The sequence below is a fragment of the Actinoplanes subtropicus genome, assembly GCF_000721705.1.
Classification (GTDB): domain Bacteria; phylum Actinomycetota; class Actinomycetes; order Mycobacteriales; family Micromonosporaceae; genus Actinoplanes; species Actinoplanes subtropicus.
In genome coordinates this window covers 81,023-103,894 of record NZ_JOJL01000031.1, presented here as the reverse complement: position 1 = coordinate 103,894, position 22,872 = coordinate 81,023, and the positions used below count along the sequence as shown (strand labels likewise).

The window sequence follows — 22,872 nt, the reverse complement described above, 5'->3', positions numbered from 1 at the left end:
GCAGAGTTCAGAGGTAGAGGCCGGTCCCGTCGGACTCGACCCGGCTGGCCGCCACCGCGTGCACGTCCCGCTCGCGGAGCAGCACATACTCCCGCCCGTGCAACTCGACCTCGGAGCGGTCGTCCGGATCGAACAGCACCCGGTCGCCGACCACGATCGACCGCACGTTCGGGCCGATCCCGACCGCCGTGGCCCAGGACAGCCGCCGCCCGACTGACGCGGTAGCCGGGATCACGATGCCGGCCGACGACCGTCGCTCGCCCTCGGCTCCGTCCTGGCGAACTAGCACGCGGTCATGCAACATCCGGATCGGCAGTCCGGCCTCGGTAACGGAACTCACGAGTCCAGACGGTACGCCGCCGCCGACCCGGCGTGATCGGCAGGACGACCCCTACTACGGTGGTTACCGCGCGCCACAACGCGGCGCCGCTTCGGCAAGGAGGTTGGCCGGTTTGAGCCGTTTCCAGCGAGTCCGCGACAACCTGCGCCGCGCCTACGACTCGGGCCGTGAGTCGGTGCGGCAGGCGCGTGCCGACGAGGGGGTGGCCGGCCGGCCCGAGCCCGACGACGACTTCGAGCCCCCACCGCGCCCGCCGGAGGTCGTGCACGACTCGACCATCAGCCAGGACGACGCCGAGGTGCCGCACTCGCTGCGGATCGCCGCGGCCTGGAGCTGGCGGCTGATCGTGGTCGGCGTGGTCGGCTGGGCGCTGCTGCACTTCGTCGGCATCGTCAGCTTCGTGGTGATCCCGCTGGCGATCGCGCTGCTGCTCTCCGCGCTGCTCGCCCCGGCCGTGGGCTGGCTGCTGCGGTTGAAACTGAACCGGTCGCTGGCCACGTTCCTGGTGCTGATCTTCGGGCTCGCCGTCATCGCCGGCACGCTCACGCTGGTCATCTCGCAGTTCATCGACGGCGCCGCGGAGCTGACCCAGAAGGCGAGCGACGGCGTACGGCAGATCCAGCAGTGGTTGAAGACCGGGCCGCTGCACCTGTCGGACGCCCAGGTCACCCAGGCGATCAACAACGCGCAGGACTGGGTCAACGCGCACACCTCGCAGCTGACCTCGACCGGCATCGCCACCGCGGCCACCCTCTTCGAGGTGGTCACCGGCATGCTGCTGGTGCTGTTCTCGACGTTCTTCTTCCTGCGCGACGGCCGCAAGATCTGGCGGTTCATCGTCCGGCTGCTCCCGGTGAACGCCCGCTGGTCGGTGGCCGACGCCGGCGACGCGTCCTGGGCGACGCTCGGCTCCTATGTGCGGGCGACCGTGCTGGTGGCGTTCATCGACGCGGTCGGCATCGGCACCGCGCTGGTGATCCTGAAGATCCCGTTCCCGTTCCCGCTGGCCGCGCTGGTGTTCCTGGGCGCGTTCATCCCGATCGTCGGCGCGAGCGTGTCGGGTGCGGTCGCGGTTCTGGTGGCGCTGGTCGATCAGGGCTGGGTGATCGCGCTGATCGTGCTCGGCGCGGTGATCCTGGTGCAGCAGGTCGAGGGGCACGTGCTGCAGCCGCTGATCATGGGCCGGGCGGTGGCGATCCACCCGCTCGTGGTGATCATCGGGATCGCCTGCGGCGCCACGCTGGCCGGGATCATCGGGGCGCTGGTCGCGGTGCCGCTGATCGCCGTGCTGAACACCGGCGTCCGCCGGCTGTCCCGCAGCCGGCCCGAGGTGCCGCCCAACGCGGTAGTGGTCGGCGGCACCAGCGCCACAAACTGAAGGGCGGGACCCCGATCGGGGATCCCGCCCTGTATCAGAGCGTGGGCTCAGGCCGCGACCACGCTGATCGCGACCTCGTTGACGCCACGGGTGGCGTCGACGACCAGGTCGCCGTTGCCGGCCCGGCTCAGCGCCCGCAGGGTCCACGACCCCGGCGCGGCGAAGAACCGGAACACGCCCTCGGGCGACGTGACGACCTCGGCGGTGAACTCGCCGGAGCCGTCGAGCAGGCGCACGTACGCGCCGCCGACCGGCTCACCCTCGACGTTGTTCACGATGCCGGTGATGACGGTTTCCTTCTCCAGGTCCACGCCGGCGGGGAGGGGCGCGGACTGGTCGGGGGCGGCGCAACCGGCCGCGACGTTCGGAGACGTCATGATCACGCCTCCCCGGGCTGGTCGCCGAGCGCGATCGGCACGCCGATGAGCGAGCCGTACTCGGTCCAGGAGCCGTCGTAGTTCTTCACGTTCTGCTGGCCGAGCAGCTCCTTGAGCACGAACCAGGTGTGCGAGGAGCGCTCGCCGATCCGGCAGTAGGCGATCGTGTCCTTGCCGCCGTCGAGGCCGGCCTCGCCGTAGATCTTGGCGAGCTCGTCGTCCGACTTGAAGGTGCCGTCCTCGTTCGCGGCCTTGCTCCACGGCACGTTGATCGCCGTGGGGATGTGGCCCGCCCGCTGCGACTGCTCCTGTGGCAGGTGCGCCGGGGCGAGCAGGCGGCCCGCGAACTCGTCGGGGCTGCGCACGTCGACCAGGTTCTTCGCGCCGATCGCCTGGACGACCTCGTCGCGGAACGCGCGGATGGTCAGGTCGGGCTCCTTGGCCGAGTACGAGGTCTTGGCCCGGACCGGCACGTCCTTCGAGTACGGGCGGGCGTCGAGCTCCCACTTCTTGCGGCCGCCGTCGAGCAGCTTGACCTGCTCGTGGCCGTACAGCTTGAAGTACCAGTACGCGTACGCGGCGAACCAGTTGTTGTTGCCGCCGTACAGCACCACGAGGTCGTCGTTGCCGATGCCGCGCTCGGAGAGAAGCGCGGAGAACTGCTCCCGGTTGACGAAGTCGCGCCGGACCGGGTCCTGCAGGTCCTTCTTCCAGTCGATCTTCACGGCGCCGGGGATGTGCCCGCCGTCATACGCGGTGGTGTCCTCGTCGACCTCGACGAAGACCACGCCCGGGGCTTCGAGGTTCTTCTCGGCCCAATCGGCCGAGACGAGTGCGGTGTCGCGACTCATCGATTCACTCCCTTGGATGGGTGGGGGAGAGTCAGCGCACGGAGGTTTTGTCGCACCCCGCGCGGGACCCTGGATTCAAGATCTCGTGCTTGTGCGACGGCGCCACTGCCGGGCTTGGGATTACGAGCAGAAGATGCTCAGCACTAGTGGCCCCGTCAGAGGACAGGGCGACACAGGCAGGCGGCCATGCGGCACAGGTCGACCGCACGCCTCTTGGTGAGCAACGGGCTCATGGAAACCGACCCTACCAGCGGTTCCACACCCCGGAACAGCCTCGACCACGATCCGGGAAGGAGTCCGGGGTCACAGCCCGCCGGAGTTCAGCGAGACGTGGCTCGCCTCCGCGGTGACTTTCAGGCCGTCGGCCTGCGGTTCCACACTTTTGACCTTCAGATCGAGCGGCAGCGCCGGGACCCGCAGATTGAAAGCCAGCTTCTGGACGTACGTGTTGACCAGTCCACGCACGAGCGTGTTGTCCGGCAGACCCTCCGCCTTAACGTTGCTGAAACGGACCTGGACGAGGTCTCCCTGCACGTTCAGGTCGGCCGTGGCGCTGATCGTGAAGGTCTGGCCGAGCGCCTGCACCGGCGCCGAACCGACCAGCTTGCCGTTCTGCTCGGTCAGCTTCACGCCCGGCTGGCCGGAGAGCTGCGCGATCTGCGCGTAGTCGATGAGCCCGGTGCCGATGATCGAACCGGCGGTGACCTCGCCGTTCCCGGAGCGGATCGTGGTGAGCGGGGCGCGTACGTCGTTCGCGGTCGCGTCCAGCTCCTTCATCTTGATCGTCCGGCCCTCGCCGACCGGCCCGGAGAAGTTCACGAGGTCGATCCGGATCTGCTGGTACTCGCCGCGGGCGACCTGGGTGAGGAACGGGATCCCCTCGATCGTCACCTTCGGCTGCTCGCTGGTCGCCTTCTGCTGCGCGACCTGCTGGGCGACCCGGTCACTGATCTTGCGTTCGGCGTAGGAGGCGGCGAACCGGTCGGCCACCGCCAGCGCGGCCCCGAGGATCAGCACCAGCACGATCAGTGTGAAGAGCACCCGCCGTCCTCGCCGTCGCGGTCGCGCTCCGTACGCCTCGGCCACCGGTTCTCCCGTCCGTCGACTCTGCTGGACGGTACATGCCCGGTACCAGGGCGCGGCAAAACGCGACGTGGGTCAGGACAGATACCAATGCGCGAGCGCGTACGCGGCCGGCGCGGTCAACGCGAAGGCGCCCAGCGGACCCCTCATGTGCCGGGCCACCCAGAACGTCGGCGCGTCCCCGGCCAGCCGCCGGCCCGCCTCGCCGAAGTTCCCCGCGAGGTCGACCACGCTCGCGATCACGGCGGCGACCAGGCCGATCACCGCGCCCTTGGCCGGCGTGAACGGCAGCACGAGCACGCTGCCCAGCCCGGCCGCGCCGAGCGTGCCGAGCATCGCGCCGAGCACCACGCCGGTCGCGCCGCGCGGCACCTGCGGGGCGATCCGCGGCTTCGGGAAGATCGCGTCGGTCACCCGGGCGACCAGCAGCGCCACCCCCGCGCCGGCCGAGCTGACGATCACCGTCTGGGTGCCCACCGGCTGCCGGGTGAGCAGGACCGGGATCGCGTACCCGACCACGCCCAGCACGATCAGCAGGGTGGTCCGCCAGGAGTCCTTGATCCGGCTGCGGTCCTCGGCCCGGAAGACCTGCCCGATCAGCGCCGCCGCGAAGCCGCCGAGCGCGACGAGGAACAACGGCCACAGCCCGGCGGGCGTCTTGTTGACGGCGAGGTAGTCGGCCACCACCGCGACCGCCGCGCTGATCCCGGCCGTGGCGGCCGCCGCCGGCGGGTGCAGCGCCATGATGCAGGCGAGCAGATAGAGCAACTGCACACCGAAGAGCACGATGGCGTACGGCAGGCGATTGTCCGGTGCGGAGGTCTGCGCCCCGAGCGCCAGCCCCAGGCCGAGCAGCCCGGCGAACCCGGCGATGGCCAGCGACAGCTGTCGCCGCACCGGGACGACCTCGACCTCTTCCTCCTCCGCCTCATCCGGCTCGCCGTCGTCCTTCAACGCCGGCTTCTCGTCGGGCACGGCACCGTAGAAACCGGCCGGGGGCCGGCCGGGCCCGGAGCGTGCGATCTCGCGCGAGGCGTCGGCATCCCAGGCGTCGTCGTCCTTGGGCATGGAGGGGAACACCCTGTAGATCGTGCCAGAACGAGCCGCCGGACCCAATTTCGGAGAAGTGCGGCCGCCATGTAAAAGATCTGTTACGGCTCGGCCGTTTGTCCGCACTTACAAGCGTTTAGTACGTCACTCAGGCGAACGGATAGAGCCTTCGGCCTGATGTATCGGTTAAGGTAACGCCAGCCCTCCCGTCGGTGACGCCGGGGAAACAATCCTCCGGGCGCGGTTCGTAATTCACCGCATACCGGGTCACCTAGGGCGGCTCTGACGCCGCTCGGACGGAGGTTGAGCGTGGAAATCCTTCTTCTGGTGACGGCACGTGCCGGCGAGCCCTCGGCCGTGCTTCCCGCGCTGGATCTGCTTCCCCACTCCGTGCGCACCGCACCCCGCGACGTCCGCACCCTGGTGTCCGGGCCCAGCCCCGACGCCGTGCTGGTGGACGCCCGCTCCGAGCTCTCCGAGGCGCGCGCCACGTGCCGCATGCTGCACGCGACCGGCATCGGGGTCCCGCTGGTCGCGGTCGTCACCGAGGCCGGGCTGATCGCGCTGAACGCCGACTGGGGCGTCGACGACGTCATCCTGGCCAGCGCCGGGCCCGCCGAGGTCGAGGCCCGCCTGCGGCTGGGCGTCGGCCGGCTCAACAACGCGACCGCGGGGGCCGGCGGCTCGATCCGGGCCGGCGAGCTCACCATCGACCCGGACACGTACGCGGCGAAGCTCAAGGGCCGCCCGCTCGACCTCACCTACAAGGAGTTCGAGCTGCTCAAGTTCCTGGCGCAGCACCCCGGCCGGGTGTTCACCCGCGACCAGCTGCTGCGCGAGGTCTGGGGCTACGACTACTTCGGCGGCACCCGCACGGTCGACGTGCACGTGCGGCGCCTGCGGGCCAAGCTCGGCTCGGAGTACGAGTCGATGATCGGCACGGTCCGCCAGGTCGGCTACAAGTTCGTGGTCCCGCCGAGCGGCCGCCAGCTGCCCGACAACGAGCCGGTCTCGCTGCCGGTCTAACGTTCTCCGGTATGACGAAGATCCGGTCCGTGGACCGGCCGGATGCCGACACGGTGGCCGACGTTCTCGCGTTGGCCACCGCTGCCGAGCAGGCCGACGGGGTTTATCCGCTCTCCGAGGACGTGGTTCTGCGCGTACGCAATGGTGGCGGAACCCACCTGCTGGCGTATGCGGACGACGGCGCCCTCGCCGGTTATGCGTTCGTCGAGGCCGGCTCCGGCGAGCTCGTCGTTCATCCCCGCTACCGGCGGCACGGGTACGGCTCGGCTCTGCTGGCCGCCGCCGGTGACGGCCCGCTGGCCTTCTGGGCGCACGGCGACAATGCAGCTATTTTTGCCGAAAAGTCTGGATTTATCAGGTCGCGGGTGCTCTGGCAGATGCGTCGGTCATTGGTCGACTTTTCGGAAATGTCGGTCATGCCGGACGGGGTGACCCTGCGCCACTTCCGGCCCGGTCACGACGAGGAGGCCTGGCTCGCGGTCAACGCCCGGGCCTTCGCCCATCACCCCGAGCAGGGCCGCTGGACCCTCGACGACCTGCGCCTGCGCGAGGCCGAGCCGTGGTTCGACCCGGCCGGTTTCCTGCTCGCCGTCGACCTCGAGGACACCTTGCTCGGCTTCCACTGGACCAAGGTGCACCCGCCCGCCGGCGACGCCCCGGCGATCGGCGAGATCTACGTCCTCGGCGTCGACCCCGGCGGCCACCGTCGCGGCCTCGGCGCGGCGCTGAGCGTGGCCGGCCTCCAGCATCTCGCCGAGACCGGCCTCACCCAGGCGATGCTCTACGTCGACGAGTCGAACACGGCGGCGGTCGCCCTCTACCGCAAGCTCGGCTTCGAAATCTACAAGACCGACGTCATGTACGCGCGGAGCTGAGCTCCCTCCTCAGGGAACGACGGTGACCGGCCAGCGGCCGTGGCGGACCAGGCGGACGGCCAGCGAGCCGGCGATGCGGTGGCCCAGGCTCGCCGAGGAACCCACGATCACCGCGTCCGCTCGGGTTTCCTCGGCCACCTCGGAGAGGACCGTGAGGGGGTCGCCCTGGCGGACGATCAGCCGGCTGTCGGCGCCCCAGCCGTCGATCTCGAGCCGCAGCTGGCGTTCCAGGTCCTCCTGGGCCTCGAGGACCGCGTCCATCGCCAGGCCGCTGTGGTCGGCCAGGGTGATCAGCGTGGTCGGGGCGCCGCGGGCCCAGACCGCGATCAGCCGGGTGCGCTGTCGCCGGGCCAGGCCGGCCGCGTAGGCGGCGGCGCGCATCGAGGTCGGGGAGCCGTCGACGCCGACCAGGATCGCGCCCGGGCCGTCGGTGCCGAGTTCGAAGGAACCCATGGCCAAACCTAAGCGCCGGGCCGATGGCGCGGGAAGCCACCATTGGCCGACGCGCCGGTGGCCGCCGGACGTCCGGCATCGACCGGCCCGATAGTCATGGGCGAGATCACACCGGGAAACCATCCCCCAAAAGGGGCATACCTCATGCCTGTATTATGCAGCGAACAGCCCCGATCGAGCGTCACGGGACGGACAAGCGGGGATCTCGGGGCGGTAAACACGCGGTGGAAATTCCGTACATGTCCGACTTATTTCACCCAGTTCACGGAACGGACAACTCGGGATCAGTAGAAAGCAAACTCGACGCGGATACGAGTTCACCACGCGTTCATTTCCGGCCGGGTAACCGGCTACCTGCTCCTCCTAGCTTCGGGGGGTGTCGATGCGAGATCGGCATGTGCACCTCACCCCGAAGGGAAAATCGTGAAGCTCCAGCGGACCGGCTACCTCGCCGGTATTGCTTTGACTGCGACGCTCGCGCTCGCCGCCTGCGGCTCGGACAACACTTCGACGCCAAGTGGGAGCACCGCTTCCGCCGCCCCGGGTAGCTGCGGCACGGGCAGCCTGACGGCGCAGGGCTCGACGGCCCAGAAGAACGCCATGGACGAGTGGACGAAGAAGTACAGCGCCCAGTGCTCCGGCGCTTCGGTGAACTACCAGGGCACCGGCTCCGGCGCCGGCGTGCAGGCCTTCATCCAGGGCACCGCCGACTTCGCCGGTTCCGACTCGTACCTGAAGCCCGACGAGCAGAAGCAGGCCGACGCCAAGTGCGCCGGCGGCCCCGCGCTCAACATCCCGATGGTCATCGGCCCGATCGCGGTCGTCTACAACCTGGACGGCGTGACCGGCCTCCAGCTCGACGCCCCGACGCTCGCCAAGATCTTCTCCGGCAAGATCACCAAGTGGAACGACCCGGCCATCGCCGCGCTGAACTCCGGCGCCAAGCTGCCGTCGACGGCGATCCAGGCCGTGCACCGCTCGGACGAGTCGGGCACCACCGACAACTTCACCAAGTACCTCAGCAAGACCGCCACCGCCGACTGGACCTACGACCACGCGAAGGCGTGGAAGGCCCCGGGCGGCACCGGCGCGGCCAAGTCCGACGGCGTGGCCGCCCTGGTCAAGAGCACCCCGGGCACCATCGCCTACGTCGAGTTCTCGTTCGCGCAGAACGGCAGCCTCTCGATGGCGAAGATCAAGAACGGCGCGGGTGAGTTCACCGAGCTGACCGGCGACAGTGCCGGCAAGACCATCGCGGGCGCCAAGGTCGTCGGCACCGGCAACGACCTCAAGATGGACATCGACTACACCACCACCACCCCGGGTGCGTACCCGCTCGTGCTGGTCACCTACGAGATCGCCTGCAGCAAGGGCTCCTCGAAGGCCGCCGACATCAAGGCGTTCCTGACCTACACCTCGAGCTCCGCCGGCCAGTCCGCGCTGAACGACCTCGGCTACGCGCCGCTGCCCGCCGAGATCCAGACGAAGGTCGCGACCTCGGTCGCTTCCATCAGCTGACGCTGACCCGCCCCCCAAACGGGAAAACATCCCTCCGAGACGACAGCGAGCGAGCAGATGGGTGACAACCCCTCCCGCTCGACGGACGCCACCGCCGGCGGCTCGGGTGTGACAGGACGTCACGCCCGGCCCGCCGGCACCGGCGTTTCGCCGAGTAGTTACCAAGAACCCCCGATCGGCGGCGGTGGCGCCCCCTTGCAGAGGAAGGCCCGGTTCTCGATGGAGACCGGGTTCAGAGGCCTGTCCGTCTCGGCGGGCGCGATGGTGCTGGTCATCATCGTGGCCATCGCGGTCTTCCTGATCTCGAAGGCCGTTCCGGCCCTCCAGGCGAACACGGCCAACTTCTTCACCGACACGAAGTGGTTCCCGAACGACGCCCAGCCGAACTTCGGCATCGCGGCGATCGCCTTCGGCACCGTGCTGTCGTCGGTGATCGCACTGATCGTCGCGGTCCCGATCGCGCTGGGCATCGCGCTGTTCCTGTCGCACTACGCGCCCAAGCGGCTGGCCACCCCGCTCGGCTTCGTGATCGACCTGCTCGCCGCCGTGCCCAGTGTCGTCTTCGGCCTCTGGGGCCGGGACGTCTTCTCCCAGCCGGTGAAGGACTTCTCGGTCTGGCTGAACCACTACTTCGGCTGGATCCCGCTGTTCGGCGGCGACGGCCCGTTCGGCCGCTCGATCCTGCTCGGCTCGCTGGTGCTGGCGATCATGGTGCTGCCGATCGTCACCTCGCTCTCCCGCGAGGTCTTCCAGCAGACCCCCGGGATGAACGAGGAGGCGGCCCTCGCGCTCGGCGCCACCAAGTGGGAGATGATCCGCACCGCCGTGATCCCGTACGGCAAGCCCGGCGTGATCGCCGCCGTGATGCTCGGCCTGGGCCGCGCCCTCGGCGAGACGATCGCCCTCGCGCTCACCCTCGGCACGGTCTTCACCATCTCGTTCAACCTGATCCAGACCGGCGGTAACTCGATCGCCGCCAACATCGCCAACACCTTCGGCGAGGCCAACGCCATCGGCCGGGGCGCGCTGATCGCGTCCGGCCTGGTGCTGTTCGCCATCACGCTGGTGGTCAACATGGCGGCCCGGGCGATCATCTACCGTCGTCGCGAGTTCCGGGACAGTGCCGCATGAGCATGATGACGCGAAGTGACCTCGCCGGCGTCGCGATGACGCCGGACAACATCCGCACCAAGAAGCTGCCGCTGGGTGTCAGCCTGCTGGTCGCCGTCGTCGCGTTCGGCCTGGCCGCCGCGATCGTCTACGGCGCCGGCATCGGCAACTGGGTGCTGGTCGTCGTGCTCGGCTGGATCCTCTACCTGGTCGGGCTGTTCCTGGCCGCGAGCCGGGTGGAGGGCAGTCGCGCCGCCCGCAACCGGTCCTGGCAGTCGCTGATCTACTCGGCCTGTGTGCTGGCGATCCTGCCGCTCGCCTCGGTGGTCTGGACCCTGGTGTCCAAGGGCGTCGAGCGTTTCGACGCGAACTTCTTCAACACGTCGATGAACAACATCGGCGCCCGTGACGCGAACGGCGGCGCGTACCACGCCATCATCGGCACGCTCGAGCAGGTCGGCATCGCCACCCTGATCGCCGTGCCGCTGGGCGTGCTCGGCGCGATCTACCTGGTGGAGTACGGCCGAGGTAAGTTCGCCAACACGGTCCGCTTCTTCGTCGACGTCATGACCGGCGTCCCGTCGATCGTGGCCGGCCTGTTCATCCTGTCGTTCTGGGTGCTGATCGTGAGCCCGTGGTTCAACAACGGGCAGCCGCGCTTCTCCGGCTTCGCCGCGGCGCTGGCGCTGTCCGTGCTGATGTTGCCCACGATCGTGCGGTCGACCGAGGAGATGTTGCGGCTGGTGCCGGGTCCGCTGCGGGAGGGCGCCTACGCGCTCGGCGTGCCGCAGTGGAAGACGATCCTCAAGATCGTGATCCCGACCGCGCTGCCCGGCATCGTCACCGGCGTCATGCTGGCGGTCGCCCGCGCCGCCGGCGAGACCGCTCCGGTCCTGCTGGTCGCCGGCGGCGCCGACGCGATCAACTTCAACCCGTTCGACGGCAACCAGTCCTCGCTGGCACTTTTTGTGTACCAGCAGGCCGGGGACGCCTCGAAGTACGCACCGGCGCGGGCCTGGACCGCCGCGCTGACCCTGGTCGCGCTCGTGCTGATCCTCACGATTGCCGCCAAGATGCTCGCCCGTCGCAACAGTTTGACCCGTTAAGAGGTAATCCCATGGCCAAGCGCATCGAGGCGAGCAACGTCACCTCGTACTACGGCTCGTTCAAGGCGATCGACAGCATCTCCATGACCGTCGAGCCCAAGACCATCACCGCCCTCATCGGCCCGTCCGGTTGCGGCAAGTCCACGTTCCTCCGGTCGATCAACCGGATGCACGAGGTGCTGCCCGGCGCCCGCATCGAGGGCCGGCTGACCATCGACGAGCAGAACATCTACGACCCGGATGTGGACGTCACCGCGGTCCGCCGGCTGATCGGCATGGTCTTCCAGCGCCCCAACCCGTTCCCGACGATGTCGATCTACGAGAACGTCGTGGCCGGCCTCAAGCTCAACGGCGTCAAGAAGAAGTCCGTCCTGGACGATGCCGCCGAGCAGTCACTCAAGTCGGCGAACCTCTGGGAAGAGGTCAAGGACCGGCTCGGCCGGCCCGGCGCCGGCCTCTCCGGCGGTCAGCAGCAGCGTCTCTGCATCGCCCGCACCATCGCGGTCGAGCCGCAGGTCGTGCTGATGGACGAGCCCTGCTCGGCGCTCGACCCGATCTCGACGCTGGCGATCGAGGACCTGATGTTCAAGCTGAAGGACCGCTTCACGATCATCATCGTCACGCACAACATGCAGCAGGCCGCCCGGGTCAGCGACAAGACCGGCTTCTTCTCGATCGACAAGACCGGCGAGCCCGGCCGCCTGATCGAGTACGACGACACCCAGAAGATCTTCAGCAACCCCAGCCAGAAGAAGACCGAGGACTACATCACCGGCCGCTTCGGCTGATCGCTCCGTCTAATGCGACGGGAGCGCCACATGCAACACGGCGCTCCCGTCGTCCTTTACTTCCACGCGAGGCATGACCGGGCTTGCGGCATTCCGGCGACTCGCGGCCGCGATGACTTCCGCAATGCGACCGTACGGGAGAAGAGAGTTAACGGTCGACCTCGTAGGTGGGAGCATGGCCAGGCCGTTGGCGGCTTCCGGGCTGATCCAGGTGGCGGACTCACTCTCACCGGAGACGTCCCGCGCCGTCTGGCCTTCCGGCAGGAGAGCGACGAAGAACCAGGTATCGAAGCGCTTGGGCTCGAACTCCGGCGTGATCCATCGCGCCCAGGGCAGCAACAGGTCGTCCCGCAGCCGCAATCCGCGCCGCTGCAACAGCTCGGTCATGGTCAGCTTGCGTGCCGCCAGGGCCGCGCGGTCCTCCTCCCAGTCCTCGGCGCTGACGTCGCCCACCACGCCATTCCCGCCGGCCGCTTCGCTGCCGTGCGTCACCACGCCGGTCAGGCTCCCGTCGCTGACCGTGCGGTCGAGTTCGTCGACCGGGCCGGCCAGCAGCACGCCGGCCTCCTCGAAGAGTTCGCGGGCGGCGGCGCCGACGATCGCGCGGGCCTGTTCGCCGGGGACGCCGAGCAACTCGGCCCAGTCCGTGCGGATGGTCTCCGGGCGGTCGGACGGGTCGACACCACCGCCGGGGAAGGCGTGCAGTCCGCCGAAGACCATCGTGGCGGCCCGCTTCAACACGTACAGCTGAAAGGTCTGGCCCTCGGGACGCAGCAGGACGACGGTGGCCGCGGGCCGGGTGGGCGCCGGCTCGCCGCGGAACTCGCGGGCCCGGCGCACCATCACCTCCGGCAGCGGAAAGGAGAAGGTCGCGGGTGTCGAGTCGGTCACCCGTCGATCCTGCCACCACGGGCAAGGGGAAGACTACGGTAAAGATCATGACCGAACAGAAGGTCCGCTGGGGCATCGTCGGCCCCGGCGGGATCGCCGCCCAGTTCGCCAAGGATCTTCCGCTGGTCGCCGGGGCCGAGCTCGCCGCCGTCGGATCGCGCTCCCGGGAGACCGCCGTCGCGTTCGCCGAGCGGAACGGCTTCGCCCGCGCGCACGGCTCCTACGCCGATCTCGCCGCCGACCCGGACGTCGACGTCGTCTACATCGCGACCCCGCACGCCCAGCACTTCGACGCCGCCCTGCTCTGCATCGAGGCCGGCAAGGCGGTGCTGGTGGAGAAGCCGATCACGCTGGATCTCGCCTCGGCGGCCCGGCTGGTGCAGGCCGCGCACGCCCACGACGTCTTCCTGATGGAGGCGATGTGGATGCGCTTCAACCCGGCCGTACGGAAGATCCATGAGCTGGTCGAGGAGGGCGCGATCGGCTGGGTCAGCGCGATCCACGCCGACTTCGGCCTGGCGGGCCCGTTCCCGCCGGAGCACCGCCTGCGCAATCCGGCGCTCGGCGGCGGCGCGCTGCTGGACCTCGGCGTCTACCCGATCAACCTGGCCCACCTGTTCCTGGGCAGTCCCGCCGCCGTACGGTCATGGGCGCATTTGACCCCGGAGGGCGTGGACGAGAACACCGGCGTGCTGCTCGGCTGGCAGCCCGGCGCGGTGGCCGCGTTGACCTGCAGCATCAACGGCGAGAGCCGGACCGCCGCGTCGATCACCGGGACCGAGGGGCGGATCGACCTGCCGCCGAACTTCTTCGTGCCGCGCGAGTTCACCCTCACCCGATCGGGTAAGGCGCCGGAGACCTACCACTTCCCGTTCGAGGGCAACGGCTACCAGTTCGAGGCGGCCGAGGTGCAGCGCTGCATCCTGGCCGGGGAGTTGGAAAGCCCGCTCATGCCGCACGCCACCACCTTCGAGATCATGGGTCTCCTCGACACCATCCGCGAAGAGATCGGCGTGACGTACTGACTATTGTGGGCTGATGCCGTCGAGGAAGGTCGGCGGCAAGCCGACTTCGAGCGATGTGGCAGCGGCCGCGGGGGTTTCCCGGTCCGCCGTCTCGTTCGCGTTCAACAGTCCCCAGCGCATCTCGGCGGCCACCCGCGAACGGATCCTCGCGGCGGCCGCCGAGCTCGGTTACACCCCGAACACGCTGGCCCGGATGCTGCAGGCCGGGGCCACCACCTCGCTCGGCGTGCTGCTGCCGCAGCGGCTCGCGCAGATCCTGGAGAACCCGTACTACGCCCGCTTCCTGATGGGCGTCGGGCAGATCTGCGACCAGGAGGGCTACACGCTGCTGCTCACCCCGCCGCTGCAGGACTCGGTGCTCAAGGCCATCCCGTACGCGGCGGTGGACGGTTTCATCGTCTGCGGCCTGGAGACCGAGGGCGCCGAGGTGGTCGAGCTGGAGCGCCGGCAGATCCCGTTCGTGCTGATCGACAGCGACCGGTACGAGAACGCGCCGAGCGTCGAGGTGGACGATCGCGGCGGCGCCCGCGAGGTCACTCGGTATCTGCTGGAGCTGGGGCATCGCCGGCTGGGCGTGCTCTCCATCGACCCCGGCCCGGAGGTCGCCACTCGCGGTTACCGCGGCCCGCTCGGCCGCCGGATGGCCGGCATCGCCGAGGCCTTGGCCGGCTTCGGCCTGACCATGGCGGACGTGGCGCTCGCCGAGGTGCCGGTCACCCGGGTCGACGGCTATCGGGCGACCAAGCAGCTGATGGCCCGGGACCCGCGGCCGACCGCGATCCTGGCGCTCTCCGATATCCACGCGTACGGCGCGGTCGATGCTCTTGAAGAACTCGGGCTGTCGGTGCCCGATCAGGTCTCGGTGACCGGTTTCGACGACCTGGCCGAGTCGGCGTGGTTCCGGCCGCGGCTGACCACGGTGCGGCAACCCACCGTCACGAAGGGGCGAAGTGCCGCCTCGTTTCTCATCTCCGCCATCCGTGGCGAGGACCAGCACCCGCATCAGCTGCTCGGCACCTCGCTCATCGTGCGTGACTCGGCTGTTAAACCAGTGATGTAACACGAGTTAGTAACCTGATACCGTCGCGTCATGAGCGATCTTCCCCCGGCCTGGTGGCGGGACGCGGTGATCTACCAGATCTACCCGCGTAGCTTCGCCGACGCGAACGGCGACGGCATCGGTGACCTGCCCGGCATCCGCAGCCGGCTGCCCTACCTGCGCGACCTGGGCGTCGACGCGGTCTGGCTGTCCCCCTTCTACCTGTCCCCGCAGGCCGACGCCGGCTACGACGTCGCCGACTACCGCACCGTCGACCCGATCTTCGGCTCGTTGGACGACGCCCGGGGCCTGGTCGCCGACGCGCATGACCTGGGCCTGCGCGTGCTCGTCGACCTGGTCCCGAACCACTCGTCGGACCAGCACGCGTGGTTCCGGCAGGCGCTCGCCGAGGGCCCCGGCTCGCCGCTGCGGGCCCGGTATCACTTCCGCGACGGCCGGGGCGCTCTTCCGCCGAACGATTGGCCGTCCATTTTCGGCGGCCCGGCCTGGACCCAGGTTCCCGACGGGCAGTGGTACCTGCACCTGTTCGCCCCCGAGCAGCCCGACTTCAACTGGGCGCACCCGGCGGTCGCCGACGAGTTCCGGACGATCCTGCGGTTCTGGCTCGACCTCGGCGTCGACGGCTTCCGGATCGACGTGGCGCACGGCCTGGTCAAGGAGGAGGGCCTGCCGGACATCGGCCAGGAGACCTCGTGGCACCTGCTGGACGTCGGCGAGAGCCCGTGCTTCGACCGGCCCGGCGTACACGAGATCTACCGCAGCTGGCGCACGATCCTGGACGAGTACCCCGGCGACCGGATCGCGGTGGCCGAGGCCTGGGCGCCGACGCTGGCCCGGGTCGCCGACTACGTCCGCCCCGACGAGCTGCACCAGGCATTCAACTTCAGCTACCTGAGTACGGCGTGGAACGCGCCGGCCCAGCGCGCGATGATCGACGCCTCGCTCGCCGCCAACGACGCGGTCGGCGCACCCACGACCTGGACGCTCTCCAACCACGACGTGGTCCGGCACACCAACCGGCTGATGCGGGACGACCAGGGCGAGGTCGCCGGCAAGAAGCCCACCGCGGTCGACCCGGTCGCCGGCCTGCGCCGGGCCCGCGCGGCGTCGCTGCTGCTGCTGGCGCTGCCCGGCTCGGCGTACCTCTACCAGGGCGAGGAGCTGGGCCTGCCCGAGGTCATCGACCTGCCGCCTTCGGTGCGGCAGGATCCGGCCTTCCATCGTGCGACCGGCCAGGACGGCTATCGCGACGGCTGCCGGGTCCCGATCCCGTGGTCGGGCACCACCGCACCGTACGGCTTCGGCCCGGACGGCGGCCCGTCATGGCTCCCGCAGCCCGACTCCTGGGCCGACCTGAGCGTGGCGGCCCAGGACGGGGTGGCCGGCTCGACGCTGACGATGTACCGGGACGCGCTCGCCCTACGCCGCAAGGCAGTCGCCGGCCAGGCCCCGCTGACCTGGCAGGACGCGCCCGAGGGGCTGCTCGTCTTCGACCGTGGCACCGACTTCCGCTGCACAGTCAACATGAGCCCGGCTCCGCTCTCCCCGGAAGCGCCCGGCGAACTGCTCCTCGCCAGCGCCCCGATCACGGTCGACGGCGGCACGGCCGTCATTCCGCCGGACACCGCGGTCTGGTGGTCGCTCTGAGACTGGTCAGGTGAAGAGGGGGCGGGTGATCAGGTAGCCGACGGCGGCGATGGCGCCGGCGCCCGGGAACGTCAGGATCCAGGCGCCGACGATGTTGCCGGCCACGCCCCAGCGGACCGCCGAGAGCTTTTTCGTGGCGCCGACGCCCATGATGGCCGAGGTGATCGTGTGGGTGGTGCTGATCGGGGCGCGCAGCCAGATGCCGAAGGTGAAGAGCAGGGTGCTGGCCACGGTTTCGGCGGCGAACCCCTCGGGCGGGCCCAGGTCGATGATTTTCCGGCCCAGGGTGCGGATGATGCGCCAGCCGCCGGCGTACGTGCCGAGGGCCAGCACCGTCGCCGAGGTCCAGTAGGTCCACTGCGGGATATCGTTCGTCGAGTTCTGGTAGCCGCCGACGTACAGCGCCAGGACGACGACGCCGATCGTCTTCGCCGCGTCCTGGAGGCCGTGCCCGATCGACATCGCCAAGGCGGAGAGCGTCTGGGCGAACCGGAAGCCGCGGTTGAGCTTGGCCGGGCGACCGTTCCGGAAAATCCACATGATCGCGACCATCACGAGGAAGCCCGCCACGAAGCCCACCAGCGGCGAGGCCACCATCGGGATGATCACCTTGCTGCCGACCGCGCTCCAGTTCACGCGGTAGCCCCCGGTCAGGGCCGCGCCGACCAGCCCGCCGATCAGTGCGTGCGAAGAAGAGGAGGGCAGCCCGAAGTACCAGGTGATCAGGTTCCAGGCGATCGCGCCGAGGACGGCCGCGAAGACCACCGCCAGGCCGGCGGTCGAGGGCGGCACGGTGATGATGCCGCTGACCGTCTTCGCGACGTTCCCGCCGAGGTGGGTGCCGATGAAGTTGCCGGCGGCGGCCATCAGCAGGGCCACCCGTGGGGTGAGCGCGCGGGTGCTGACGCTGGTGGCGATCGCGTTGGCCGCGTCGTGGAAGCCGTTGGTGTAGTCGAACACCATCGCCGCCACGATCACCGCGAGGACGGCGACTAATTCGGCGGACAAGGTCTACGACTCCTTGACCGCGATGGTCTCGACGGTGTTCGCCACGTGCTCGAAGGCGTCGCAGGCGGCCTCCAACTCGTCGGCGACCTCCTTCATCTTGAGGACGGTCAGCGCGTCGTACTCGCCGGAGAAGAGCCGGACCAGCAGCATCCGGTACGCCCGGTCGCCGTCGTTCTCCAGCCGGTTGATCTCGATCCAGTACTCGTCGAGGCCCTTCATCGAGCGCAGCCGCGGCATCGCCTCGGCGGTCACCCTGGACTGCTGGTCGAGCACGTTGATCAGCTCGTGCATCTCCCGGGGCAGCGACGGGAGCTCGGTCAACCCGTACAGGTAAAGGAGGTTTCCGACCGCCTCGAGGTGGTCCATCACGTCGTCGAGCTGCGATCCGAGGGAGTAGATGTCGGCCCGGTCGAACGGCGTGATGAAGGTGGAATTGATCTTCTTGTACAGGTCGTGGGTGATCTGGTCGCTGTCGTGCTCGACGTCGGTCAGCCGCTCGCTCACCGACTGCACGTCGACGCCCGGCAGGGCCAGCTCGTTGAGCAGCTCGGTGCCCTTGACCAGATTCTGCGCGGCGGACGTGAAGAGATCGTAGAAGGCGCCCTCGACGGGGCGGAAGGAGAACTTCACGGCGCGGACCTCGATCGACGGGCGTGGAATGGATCTCCAGGCATGCTACTTGTCTTTCCTGGTTCACCTCCCGTTCGCCGGCTTACACCGGCTCGTGCCGCCGATCGGGACGCGGCGCGTGCGGCCGGGGCGAGGTGCGGCGGACCGCCCGGGTGGGCAGCGTGGCCGGCTCGACCCGCCGGCTGACCGGATGCCGGCGCAGGTGGCGAGCCAGTCCGCGCTGGTCCCGGTCGGCGATCACGTCGACCCCGGCGAGGCCCAGCTCGGTCCAGACCGCCCGGCGGGCCGAGCGGGAGCCCGACGGCAGGCCGGCGATCCGGACCGTACGCCCGTCCTCGTGGGCCTGCCGGACCATGGCGTGCAGCAGGTGCCGCTCCTCGGCCGGGATCGGCTCGCGGCCGTCCCAGCCGAACCGCCGGCTCCACGGCTCGCTGATCACCGGGACCAGGGTGGGCGGGGCCGAGCGGGAGCCGAGGTCGTCGAACGAGCCGTCGGCGAACGCGTACCGGATGTCCTGCCCGGCCAGCAGGTCGCGGACGTCGACGATGCCGGACACCGACACGGTCACGGCGCCCGGCACGAGGGTGTCGCCCTCGCAGTGGCTGAGCAGCGCGGCATGGTCGCGCAACTGCTGATCGAGCATCCGGTACGCGCGCAGCAGCGTCTCCGCCTCCCGGTTGGCGCCGGCGAACTCGACGACCAGCCGGAACGGCACCTGCTGCTCGCGGGCCAGCCGGCCGCCGCGGCTCTTGGCCCGGGCGAAGAGCGGGGTCAGCACGAGCCGGCGCAGGGTGCGACCGGGCTGCGGCCCGCCGGGCCCGAGGAACAGCTCGCCGTGCGGGCCGGGCGTGACCGGCACGGTCAGGCCGCCGAGCCCGCGGTGAAGCACGCCGGGCAGCGGGTCGACGGCCCTGGGCGAGGCGATGGCGTGCCCGGACGGCTGGAAGGATCCGGGCCGGCGCAGCAGCACGGCGCCGGTGGAGAGCACCCCGGCCAGCCCGGCCGCGCCGGCCAGGCCACCGGCAATCGTCGCAGCGTTCACACTGGCCCTCTTCCGATTCGTCCGAAATGCGGGTTTCTTACTGTGGCACATCCGATACCCGCGCCCGGGCAATGTCGCGCAGAATTCCCCCATGCCGTCCCTGACCGCCACCGAGTTCGAGGCCGAGCGGCCGCACCTGCTCGCCGTCGCCTACCGGATGCTCGGCAGCCGCGCCGAGGCCGAGGATGCGGTGCAGGAGGCCTGGCTGCGCTACGCCAAGGCACGAGACGGCGGCGAGATCCACGACCCGCGCGGCTGGCTCACCACGGTGACCGGGCGGATCTGCCTGGACGTGCTCAAGTCGGCCCGGGTGAGCCGCACCGCCTATCCGGGACAGTGGCTTCCGTCGTACGTGGTGGAACCCGACGCCGGACCCGACGCCCGCGCGGAGATGAGCGACCAGGTCGGCCTGGCCCTCCTGGTGGTGCTCGAGAAGCTCAGCCCGGAGCAGCGGGTTGCGCTGGTGCTGCACGACGCGTTCGGCATGCCGTTCGAGGAGGTCGCCACCGTGCTCGGCACCACCGAGAGCGCGGCCCGGCAGCACGCCTCCCGCGGCCGGCGCGCCGTCGCCCAGGACACCATCCGGCACACCGCCGACCTCGCCGAGCAGCGCAAGGTGCTCGGCGCGTTCCTCGAGGCGGCCAATGGCGGCGACCTGCAGGCGCTGGCCGCGCTGCTCGCCCCGGACGTGGTGGCGATCGGCGACGGCGGTGGCCTGATCCCGGGCGTCGGCAGCCGCCCGATCCTCGGCGCCGAGAAGGTGTCCCGTTTCTACCTCGGCATCGCCGCGGGCCTCGCCGACGTCCAGGTCGAGACCGTGCTGATCAACGGCTCGCTGGGGTTGCTGGCGCGAGGCCGGCATGCGAACGGGCGGCCGCTCTTCTCGGTGCTCGCGGTGGCGATCGACAACGGCCGGATCACCGGCTTCTTCAACCAGCTCAACCCCAGCAAGCTGGAGCTACGCGACCTCGGTTAGGTATTTGTGGTACTGCCCGGCGAACGGCTCGCTGCCGTCGCCGAGGGCGGTCATCAGCCGGCCCGCCGCGGCCCGGGCCTCGGCGACCAGGTCGTCGGGGTAGCCGAACTGCATCCGGTGCTGGTCGAACTCGTCCTCGTCGCGCAGCTCCACCAGGCCGGTCTCGCGCCGCCGCACCACATCAAGATCAAGATCGATGATGTGTACGGTGTCCCCCTCCCAGCGCGCGGGCGTGGTGATGTCGCAATACACCTCGCTGGTCCGCGGCGGCGGGTTGAACATGCCGGTCCACCAGGCGTGGTGCGGGATCAGCAGGACGAACGGGATCTGCTCCACCGACGGGCGGCCGTGGTAGACCGACGGCGTCCCGCGCGTCACGCCGACCCAGACGCCCAGGTCGTCGGAGTCGAAGCGGCGCGCCGGATAGTCCCGGTGGGCCGAACCGTCGTACTTCGTGTAGACGACCCGGACCATGTCGTGCGACGGCATGCGAGAACACTAACGGTGGTCGGCTTCTGTCGGTGGTGGCGGGTACCGTCTCACCGTGCCCGCAGCTACCCGGAAAAAGGCGACCGCCGACCAACTCCTCGCCGCCGCCGTCGGTGCGGTCCCCGGCGGCGCCGCCCGCCCCGGTCAGCAGGCGATGGCGAGCGCGATCGACAAGGCCGTGCGCGACCGGGAGCACCTGCTCGTCCAGGCCGGCACGGGCACCGGCAAGTCGCTGGCGTATCTGACGCCCGCCCTGCTCGTCGACGGCCCGGTGGTGGTCTCCACTGCCACCCTGGCCCTGCAAAATCAGCTCGTCGAGCACGATCTGCCCCGCCTCGCCGACGCGGTCGAGCCGGTCCTCGGCCGCCGGCCCACGTTCGCCGTGCTCAAGGGCCGGCACCATTACCTGTGCCTGGCCAAGATGGAGCATGCCGACGAGGAAGGGCCGGTCACCGACACCCTCTTCGACGACGCGCCGCCCAAGACCACCCAGTGGCTGGGCGAGGCGGGCAAGCTCGGCAAGCAGATCCAGCGGCTGCACGCCTGGTCGGAAAAGACCGCGACCGGCGACCGCGACGAGCTCGACCCGGGGGTGGACGACACGGCCTGGCGGCAGGTGTCGATGCCGGCCCGAGACTGCGTGGGCGCCGCGAAATGCCCGTATGGCGCGGAGTGTTTCGCCGAGGCCAGCCGCGCCCGGGCACGCGAGGCCGACGTGGTGGTCACCAACCACAGCCTGCTCGCCGTCGACATGCTCGCCGACCGGCACATCGTTCCGCCGCACAAGCTGCTGATCATCGACGAGGCGCACGAGCTGGCCGACCGGGTCTCCTCGGCGGCGCAGGCCGAGCTGACCCCCGACGCGATCGAGCGGTCGGCCCGCCGCGCCGGCAAGCTCATCCCGCAGGCCGCGGCCGAGTCGCTGGCCGAGGCGGCCGACGCGCTCACCGTGGGCCTGGCCGACATCCCGGCCGGTCGGCTCACCGAGGGGCTGCCGCCCCCGCTGCATCAGGCGGTCACCCTGCTGGAGTCCGCCGCGCGGGCCGCGCTTAGCGGGATCGGCGAGATCAAGAGCGACGATCCCGATCCCGTACGCAAACAGCAGGCCAAGGCCGCCCTCGACGACCTCTTCGAGACCGCCCAGCGGCTCCTGGAGGAATCCGACTTCGACGTCGCCTGGGTGGAGAAGTCGGATATGGGCACCGGCCGGCGCGCCCTGGTCGTCGCCCCCCTCTCGGTGGCCGGCACCCTTTCCCAGGGCCTGTATGCGGACCGTACGGTGGTCGCCACCTCGGCCACGCTGACCCTGGGCGGCCGCTTCGACACGGTGGCCCGCTCGCTCGGCCTGCCGGTGGCCGCCCCCACGGTCCCGTCCGCCCGCGGCGCGGTCGCCGAGTCGGCGGCCCCCGGCGCGCTCACCCCCGACGCCCCGCCGGCCTCCGGTGACGGCTGGACCTCGCTGGATGTCGGCTCGCCCTTCGACTATCCCAAGCAGGGGATTCTGTACGTGGCGGCGCACCTGCCCCGCCCGATGGCCTCCGGTCTGCCCGACCCGGCCGGCGAGGAGCTGCTCAAGCTGGTCACCGCGCTGGGCGGCCGCACCCTGGGCCTGTTCTCGTCCCGCCGGGCCGCGACCCAGGCTGCCGAGCTGCTGCGCGCCCGCACGGACCTGCCGATCCTGCTGCAGGGGGAGGAGGCGCTGCCGCTGCTGGTCCGCAAGTTCCGGGAGGACAAGCCGAGCTGCCTCTTCGGCGTGATGTCCCTGTGGCAGGGCGTCGACATCCCCGGCGACGCCTGCCAGCTGGTCGTCATCGACCGCCTGCCGTTCCCCCGCCCGGACGAGCCGCTGGCCGCGGCCCGCTCCGCCGCCGTCGACGCGGCCGGCGGCTCGGGCTTCGCCTCGGTCAGCGTCCCGATCGCCGCGATCCGCCTGGCCCAGGGCGTCGGCCGGCTGATCCGCTCGACCGGCGACAAGGGTGTCGTCGCGGTGCTGGATTCACGGCTCGAGACGGCCCGGGGCTACGGCGCTTTCCTGCGGAAGTCGTTGCCACCGTTCTGGTACACGACCCGCCCCGACGTCGCGGTCGGCGCCCTCCAACGCCTCGCCAAGAGCTGAACCCGGCGCCGGACCGCGCTTCCCCGTGCCGCG

The 22,872-nt window shown here is 70.2% G+C and carries 24 protein-coding genes; 12 read left to right on the top strand and 12 right to left on the bottom strand.

From position 1 onward, the window contains the following. Positions 1-7: 7 nt before the first annotated feature. Positions 8-304 carry a GroES family chaperonin gene (locus IH26_RS0138065; protein WP_051809257.1) on the bottom strand — a complete coding sequence of 99 codons (297 nt, stop codon included), beginning with the start codon at positions 302-304 and terminating at the stop codon, positions 8-10. 148 nt (positions 305-452) lie between these two features. On the opposite strand from IH26_RS0138065, the gene IH26_RS0138060 reads away from it, so the two are divergent. Continuing rightward, complete coding sequence (locus tag IH26_RS0138060; RefSeq protein ID WP_030441138.1) at positions 453-1,718, top strand: AI-2E family transporter; 1,266 nt, start codon at positions 453-455, stop codon at positions 1,716-1,718. Between the two features lie 47 nt (positions 1,719-1,765). Here IH26_RS0138060 and IH26_RS0138055 read toward each other — a convergent pair whose 3' ends face one another. The 5 genes from IH26_RS0138055 to IH26_RS0138040 form a co-directional block, all read right to left on the bottom strand. Beyond that, a complete protein-coding gene (locus IH26_RS0138055; protein WP_034216794.1) occupies positions 1,766-2,095 on the bottom strand; it encodes a DUF1416 domain-containing protein in 330 nt (109 codons plus the stop codon). A gap of 2 nt (positions 2,096-2,097) precedes the next feature. Then, entirely contained in the window at positions 2,098-2,946 is an 849-nt protein-coding gene (locus IH26_RS0138050; RefSeq protein ID WP_030441136.1) for a sulfurtransferase, read from the bottom strand. 155 nt (positions 2,947-3,101) lie between these two features. Further along, positions 3,102-3,179, bottom strand: a complete 78-nt coding sequence (locus tag IH26_RS64305; RefSeq protein WP_317620705.1) for an Ms5788A family Cys-rich leader peptide — start codon at positions 3,177-3,179, stop codon at positions 3,102-3,104. A gap of 70 nt (positions 3,180-3,249) precedes the next feature. Next, on the bottom strand, positions 3,250-3,987 hold the full coding sequence (locus IH26_RS0138045; protein WP_051809247.1) for an LmeA family phospholipid-binding protein: 738 nt from the start codon (positions 3,985-3,987) through the stop codon (positions 3,250-3,252). Positions 3,988-4,104: 117 nt separating this feature from the next. Next, positions 4,105-5,097 carry a hypothetical protein gene (locus IH26_RS0138040; protein ID WP_034216793.1) on the bottom strand — a complete coding sequence of 331 codons (993 nt, stop codon included), beginning with the start codon at positions 5,095-5,097 and terminating at the stop codon, positions 4,105-4,107. A 291-nt stretch (positions 5,098-5,388) separates the two neighbouring features. Between IH26_RS0138040 and IH26_RS0138035 the strand changes: the two genes are divergently transcribed. Together IH26_RS0138035 and mshD are read left to right on the top strand one after the other, a co-directional pair. Then, positions 5,389-6,105: a winged helix-turn-helix transcriptional regulator gene (locus tag IH26_RS0138035; RefSeq protein ID WP_034216791.1), complete on the top strand. Its 717-nt coding sequence runs from the start codon at positions 5,389-5,391 to the stop codon at positions 6,103-6,105. Between the two features lie 11 nt (positions 6,106-6,116). Then, a complete protein-coding gene (gene mshD / locus IH26_RS0138030) occupies positions 6,117-6,980 on the top strand; it encodes a mycothiol synthase (protein ID WP_030441132.1) in 864 nt (287 codons plus the stop codon). Between the two features lie 9 nt (positions 6,981-6,989). On the opposite strand, the gene IH26_RS0138025 is transcribed toward mshD, so the two are convergent. After that, positions 6,990-7,433, bottom strand: a complete 444-nt coding sequence (locus tag IH26_RS0138025; protein WP_030441131.1) for a universal stress protein — start codon at positions 7,431-7,433, stop codon at positions 6,990-6,992. Positions 7,434-7,856: 423 nt separating this feature from the next. On the opposite strand from IH26_RS0138025, the gene pstS reads away from it, so the two are divergent. Genes pstS through pstB form a run of 4 tightly spaced genes read left to right on the top strand, consistent with a single transcriptional unit; the run spans position 7,857 to position 11,955 of the window. Next, positions 7,857-8,951: a phosphate ABC transporter substrate-binding protein PstS gene (gene pstS / locus IH26_RS0138020; protein ID WP_030441130.1), complete on the top strand. Its 1,095-nt coding sequence runs from the start codon at positions 7,857-7,859 to the stop codon at positions 8,949-8,951. 57 nt (positions 8,952-9,008) lie between these two features. Continuing rightward, positions 9,009-10,082: a phosphate ABC transporter permease subunit PstC gene (gene pstC, locus IH26_RS0138015; RefSeq protein WP_030441129.1), complete on the top strand. Its 1,074-nt coding sequence runs from the start codon at positions 9,009-9,011 to the stop codon at positions 10,080-10,082. Between the two features lie 35 nt (positions 10,083-10,117). Beyond that, on the top strand, positions 10,118-11,167 hold the full coding sequence (gene pstA / locus IH26_RS0138010; RefSeq protein WP_425394432.1) for a phosphate ABC transporter permease PstA: 1,050 nt from the start codon (positions 10,118-10,120) through the stop codon (positions 11,165-11,167). Positions 11,168-11,178: 11 nt separating this feature from the next. Further along, positions 11,179-11,955, top strand: a complete 777-nt coding sequence (pstB, locus tag IH26_RS0138005; protein ID WP_030441127.1) for a phosphate ABC transporter ATP-binding protein PstB — start codon at positions 11,179-11,181, stop codon at positions 11,953-11,955. 9 nt (positions 11,956-11,964) lie between these two features. Here the strand turns inward: pstB and IH26_RS0138000 are convergent, their stop codons facing one another. After that, on the bottom strand, positions 11,965-12,798 hold the full coding sequence (locus IH26_RS0138000) for an NUDIX hydrolase (RefSeq protein WP_051809255.1): 834 nt from the start codon (positions 12,796-12,798) through the stop codon (positions 11,965-11,967). A 95-nt stretch (positions 12,799-12,893) separates the two neighbouring features. On the opposite strand from IH26_RS0138000, the gene IH26_RS0137995 reads away from it, so the two are divergent. From IH26_RS0137995 to IH26_RS0137985, 3 genes are read left to right on the top strand one after another with little or no spacing between them, the layout of a single operon-like run. After that, positions 12,894-13,871 carry a Gfo/Idh/MocA family protein gene (locus IH26_RS0137995; protein ID WP_030441125.1) on the top strand — a complete coding sequence of 326 codons (978 nt, stop codon included), beginning with the start codon at positions 12,894-12,896 and terminating at the stop codon, positions 13,869-13,871. Positions 13,872-13,884: 13 nt separating this feature from the next. Continuing rightward, positions 13,885-14,931, top strand: coding sequence for a LacI family DNA-binding transcriptional regulator (locus tag IH26_RS0137990; RefSeq protein WP_030441124.1), 1,047 nt, complete (start codon positions 13,885-13,887; stop codon positions 14,929-14,931). A gap of 30 nt (positions 14,932-14,961) precedes the next feature. After that, complete coding sequence (locus tag IH26_RS0137985; RefSeq protein ID WP_030441123.1) at positions 14,962-16,578, top strand: glycoside hydrolase family 13 protein; 1,617 nt, start codon at positions 14,962-14,964, stop codon at positions 16,576-16,578. Positions 16,579-16,584: 6 nt separating this feature from the next. Here the strand turns inward: IH26_RS0137985 and IH26_RS0137980 are convergent, their stop codons facing one another. From IH26_RS0137980 to IH26_RS0137970, 3 genes are all read right to left on the bottom strand, one after another. Next, complete coding sequence (locus tag IH26_RS0137980) at positions 16,585-17,586, bottom strand: inorganic phosphate transporter (protein WP_030441122.1); 1,002 nt, start codon at positions 17,584-17,586, stop codon at positions 16,585-16,587. A 3-nt stretch (positions 17,587-17,589) separates the two neighbouring features. Then, positions 17,590-18,216 carry a DUF47 domain-containing protein gene (locus tag IH26_RS0137975; protein ID WP_030441121.1) on the bottom strand — a complete coding sequence of 209 codons (627 nt, stop codon included), beginning with the start codon at positions 18,214-18,216 and terminating at the stop codon, positions 17,590-17,592. Positions 18,217-18,298: 82 nt separating this feature from the next. Next, positions 18,299-19,258 (bottom strand): PI-PLC domain-containing protein, encoded by a 960-nt coding sequence (locus IH26_RS0137970; RefSeq protein WP_034216787.1) that lies wholly within the window; start codon positions 19,256-19,258, stop codon positions 18,299-18,301. A gap of 91 nt (positions 19,259-19,349) precedes the next feature. Here IH26_RS0137970 and sigJ point away from each other — a divergent pair, with 91 nt between their 5' ends. Continuing rightward, on the top strand, positions 19,350-20,234 hold the full coding sequence (sigJ, locus tag IH26_RS0137965; RefSeq protein WP_030441119.1) for an RNA polymerase sigma factor SigJ: 885 nt from the start codon (positions 19,350-19,352) through the stop codon (positions 20,232-20,234). Here the strand turns inward: sigJ and IH26_RS0137960 are convergent. Continuing rightward, the gene (locus IH26_RS0137960) at positions 20,217-20,723 is read right to left on the bottom strand and encodes a DUF402 domain-containing protein (RefSeq protein ID WP_030441118.1); all 507 of its coding nucleotides are present in this window, start codon (positions 20,721-20,723) and stop codon (positions 20,217-20,219) included. The genes sigJ and IH26_RS0137960 overlap by 18 nt on opposite strands. Positions 20,724-20,778: 55 nt before the next feature. On the opposite strand from IH26_RS0137960, the gene IH26_RS0137955 reads away from it, so the two are divergent. Next, entirely contained in the window at positions 20,779-22,839 is a 2,061-nt protein-coding gene (locus IH26_RS0137955; protein WP_030441117.1) for an ATP-dependent DNA helicase, read from the top strand. Positions 22,840-22,872: the final 33 nt, after the last annotated feature.

Excerpts from the sequence above, each read along its gene's own strand:
- IH26_RS0138065 (WP_051809257.1), bottom strand. The coding sequence starts at position 304 with ATGTTGCATGACCGCGTGCTAGTTCGCCAGGACGGAGCCGAGGGCGAG.
- IH26_RS0138055 (WP_034216794.1), bottom strand. The coding sequence starts at position 2,095 with ATGACGTCTCCGAACGTCGCGGCCGGTTGCGCCGCCCCCGACCAGTCC.
- IH26_RS0138050 (WP_030441136.1), bottom strand. The coding sequence starts at position 2,946 with ATGAGTCGCGACACCGCACTCGTCTCGGCCGATTGGGCCGAGAAGAAC.
- IH26_RS64305 (WP_317620705.1), bottom strand. The coding sequence starts at position 3,179 with ATGAGCCCGTTGCTCACCAAGAGGCGTGCGGTCGACCTGTGCCGCATG.
- IH26_RS0138040 (WP_034216793.1), bottom strand. The coding sequence starts at position 5,097 with ATGCCCAAGGACGACGACGCCTGGGATGCCGACGCCTCGCGCGAGATC.
- mshD (WP_030441132.1), top strand. The coding sequence starts at position 6,117 with ATGACGAAGATCCGGTCCGTGGACCGGCCGGATGCCGACACGGTGGCC.
- IH26_RS0138025 (WP_030441131.1), bottom strand. The coding sequence starts at position 7,433 with ATGGGTTCCTTCGAACTCGGCACCGACGGCCCGGGCGCGATCCTGGTC.
- pstC (WP_030441129.1), top strand. The coding sequence starts at position 9,009 with ATGGGTGACAACCCCTCCCGCTCGACGGACGCCACCGCCGGCGGCTCG.
- pstA (WP_425394432.1), top strand. The coding sequence starts at position 10,118 with ATGACGCCGGACAACATCCGCACCAAGAAGCTGCCGCTGGGTGTCAGC.
- pstB (WP_030441127.1), top strand. The coding sequence starts at position 11,179 with ATGGCCAAGCGCATCGAGGCGAGCAACGTCACCTCGTACTACGGCTCG.
- IH26_RS0138000 (WP_051809255.1), bottom strand. The coding sequence starts at position 12,798 with ATGGTGCGCCGGGCCCGCGAGTTCCGCGGCGAGCCGGCGCCCACCCGG.
- IH26_RS0137995 (WP_030441125.1), top strand. The coding sequence starts at position 12,894 with ATGACCGAACAGAAGGTCCGCTGGGGCATCGTCGGCCCCGGCGGGATC.
- IH26_RS0137990 (WP_030441124.1), top strand. The coding sequence starts at position 13,885 with ATGCCGTCGAGGAAGGTCGGCGGCAAGCCGACTTCGAGCGATGTGGCA.
- IH26_RS0137985 (WP_030441123.1), top strand. The coding sequence starts at position 14,962 with ATGAGCGATCTTCCCCCGGCCTGGTGGCGGGACGCGGTGATCTACCAG.
- sigJ (WP_030441119.1), top strand. The coding sequence starts at position 19,350 with ATGCCGTCCCTGACCGCCACCGAGTTCGAGGCCGAGCGGCCGCACCTG.
- IH26_RS0137960 (WP_030441118.1), bottom strand. The coding sequence starts at position 20,723 with ATGCCGTCGCACGACATGGTCCGGGTCGTCTACACGAAGTACGACGGT.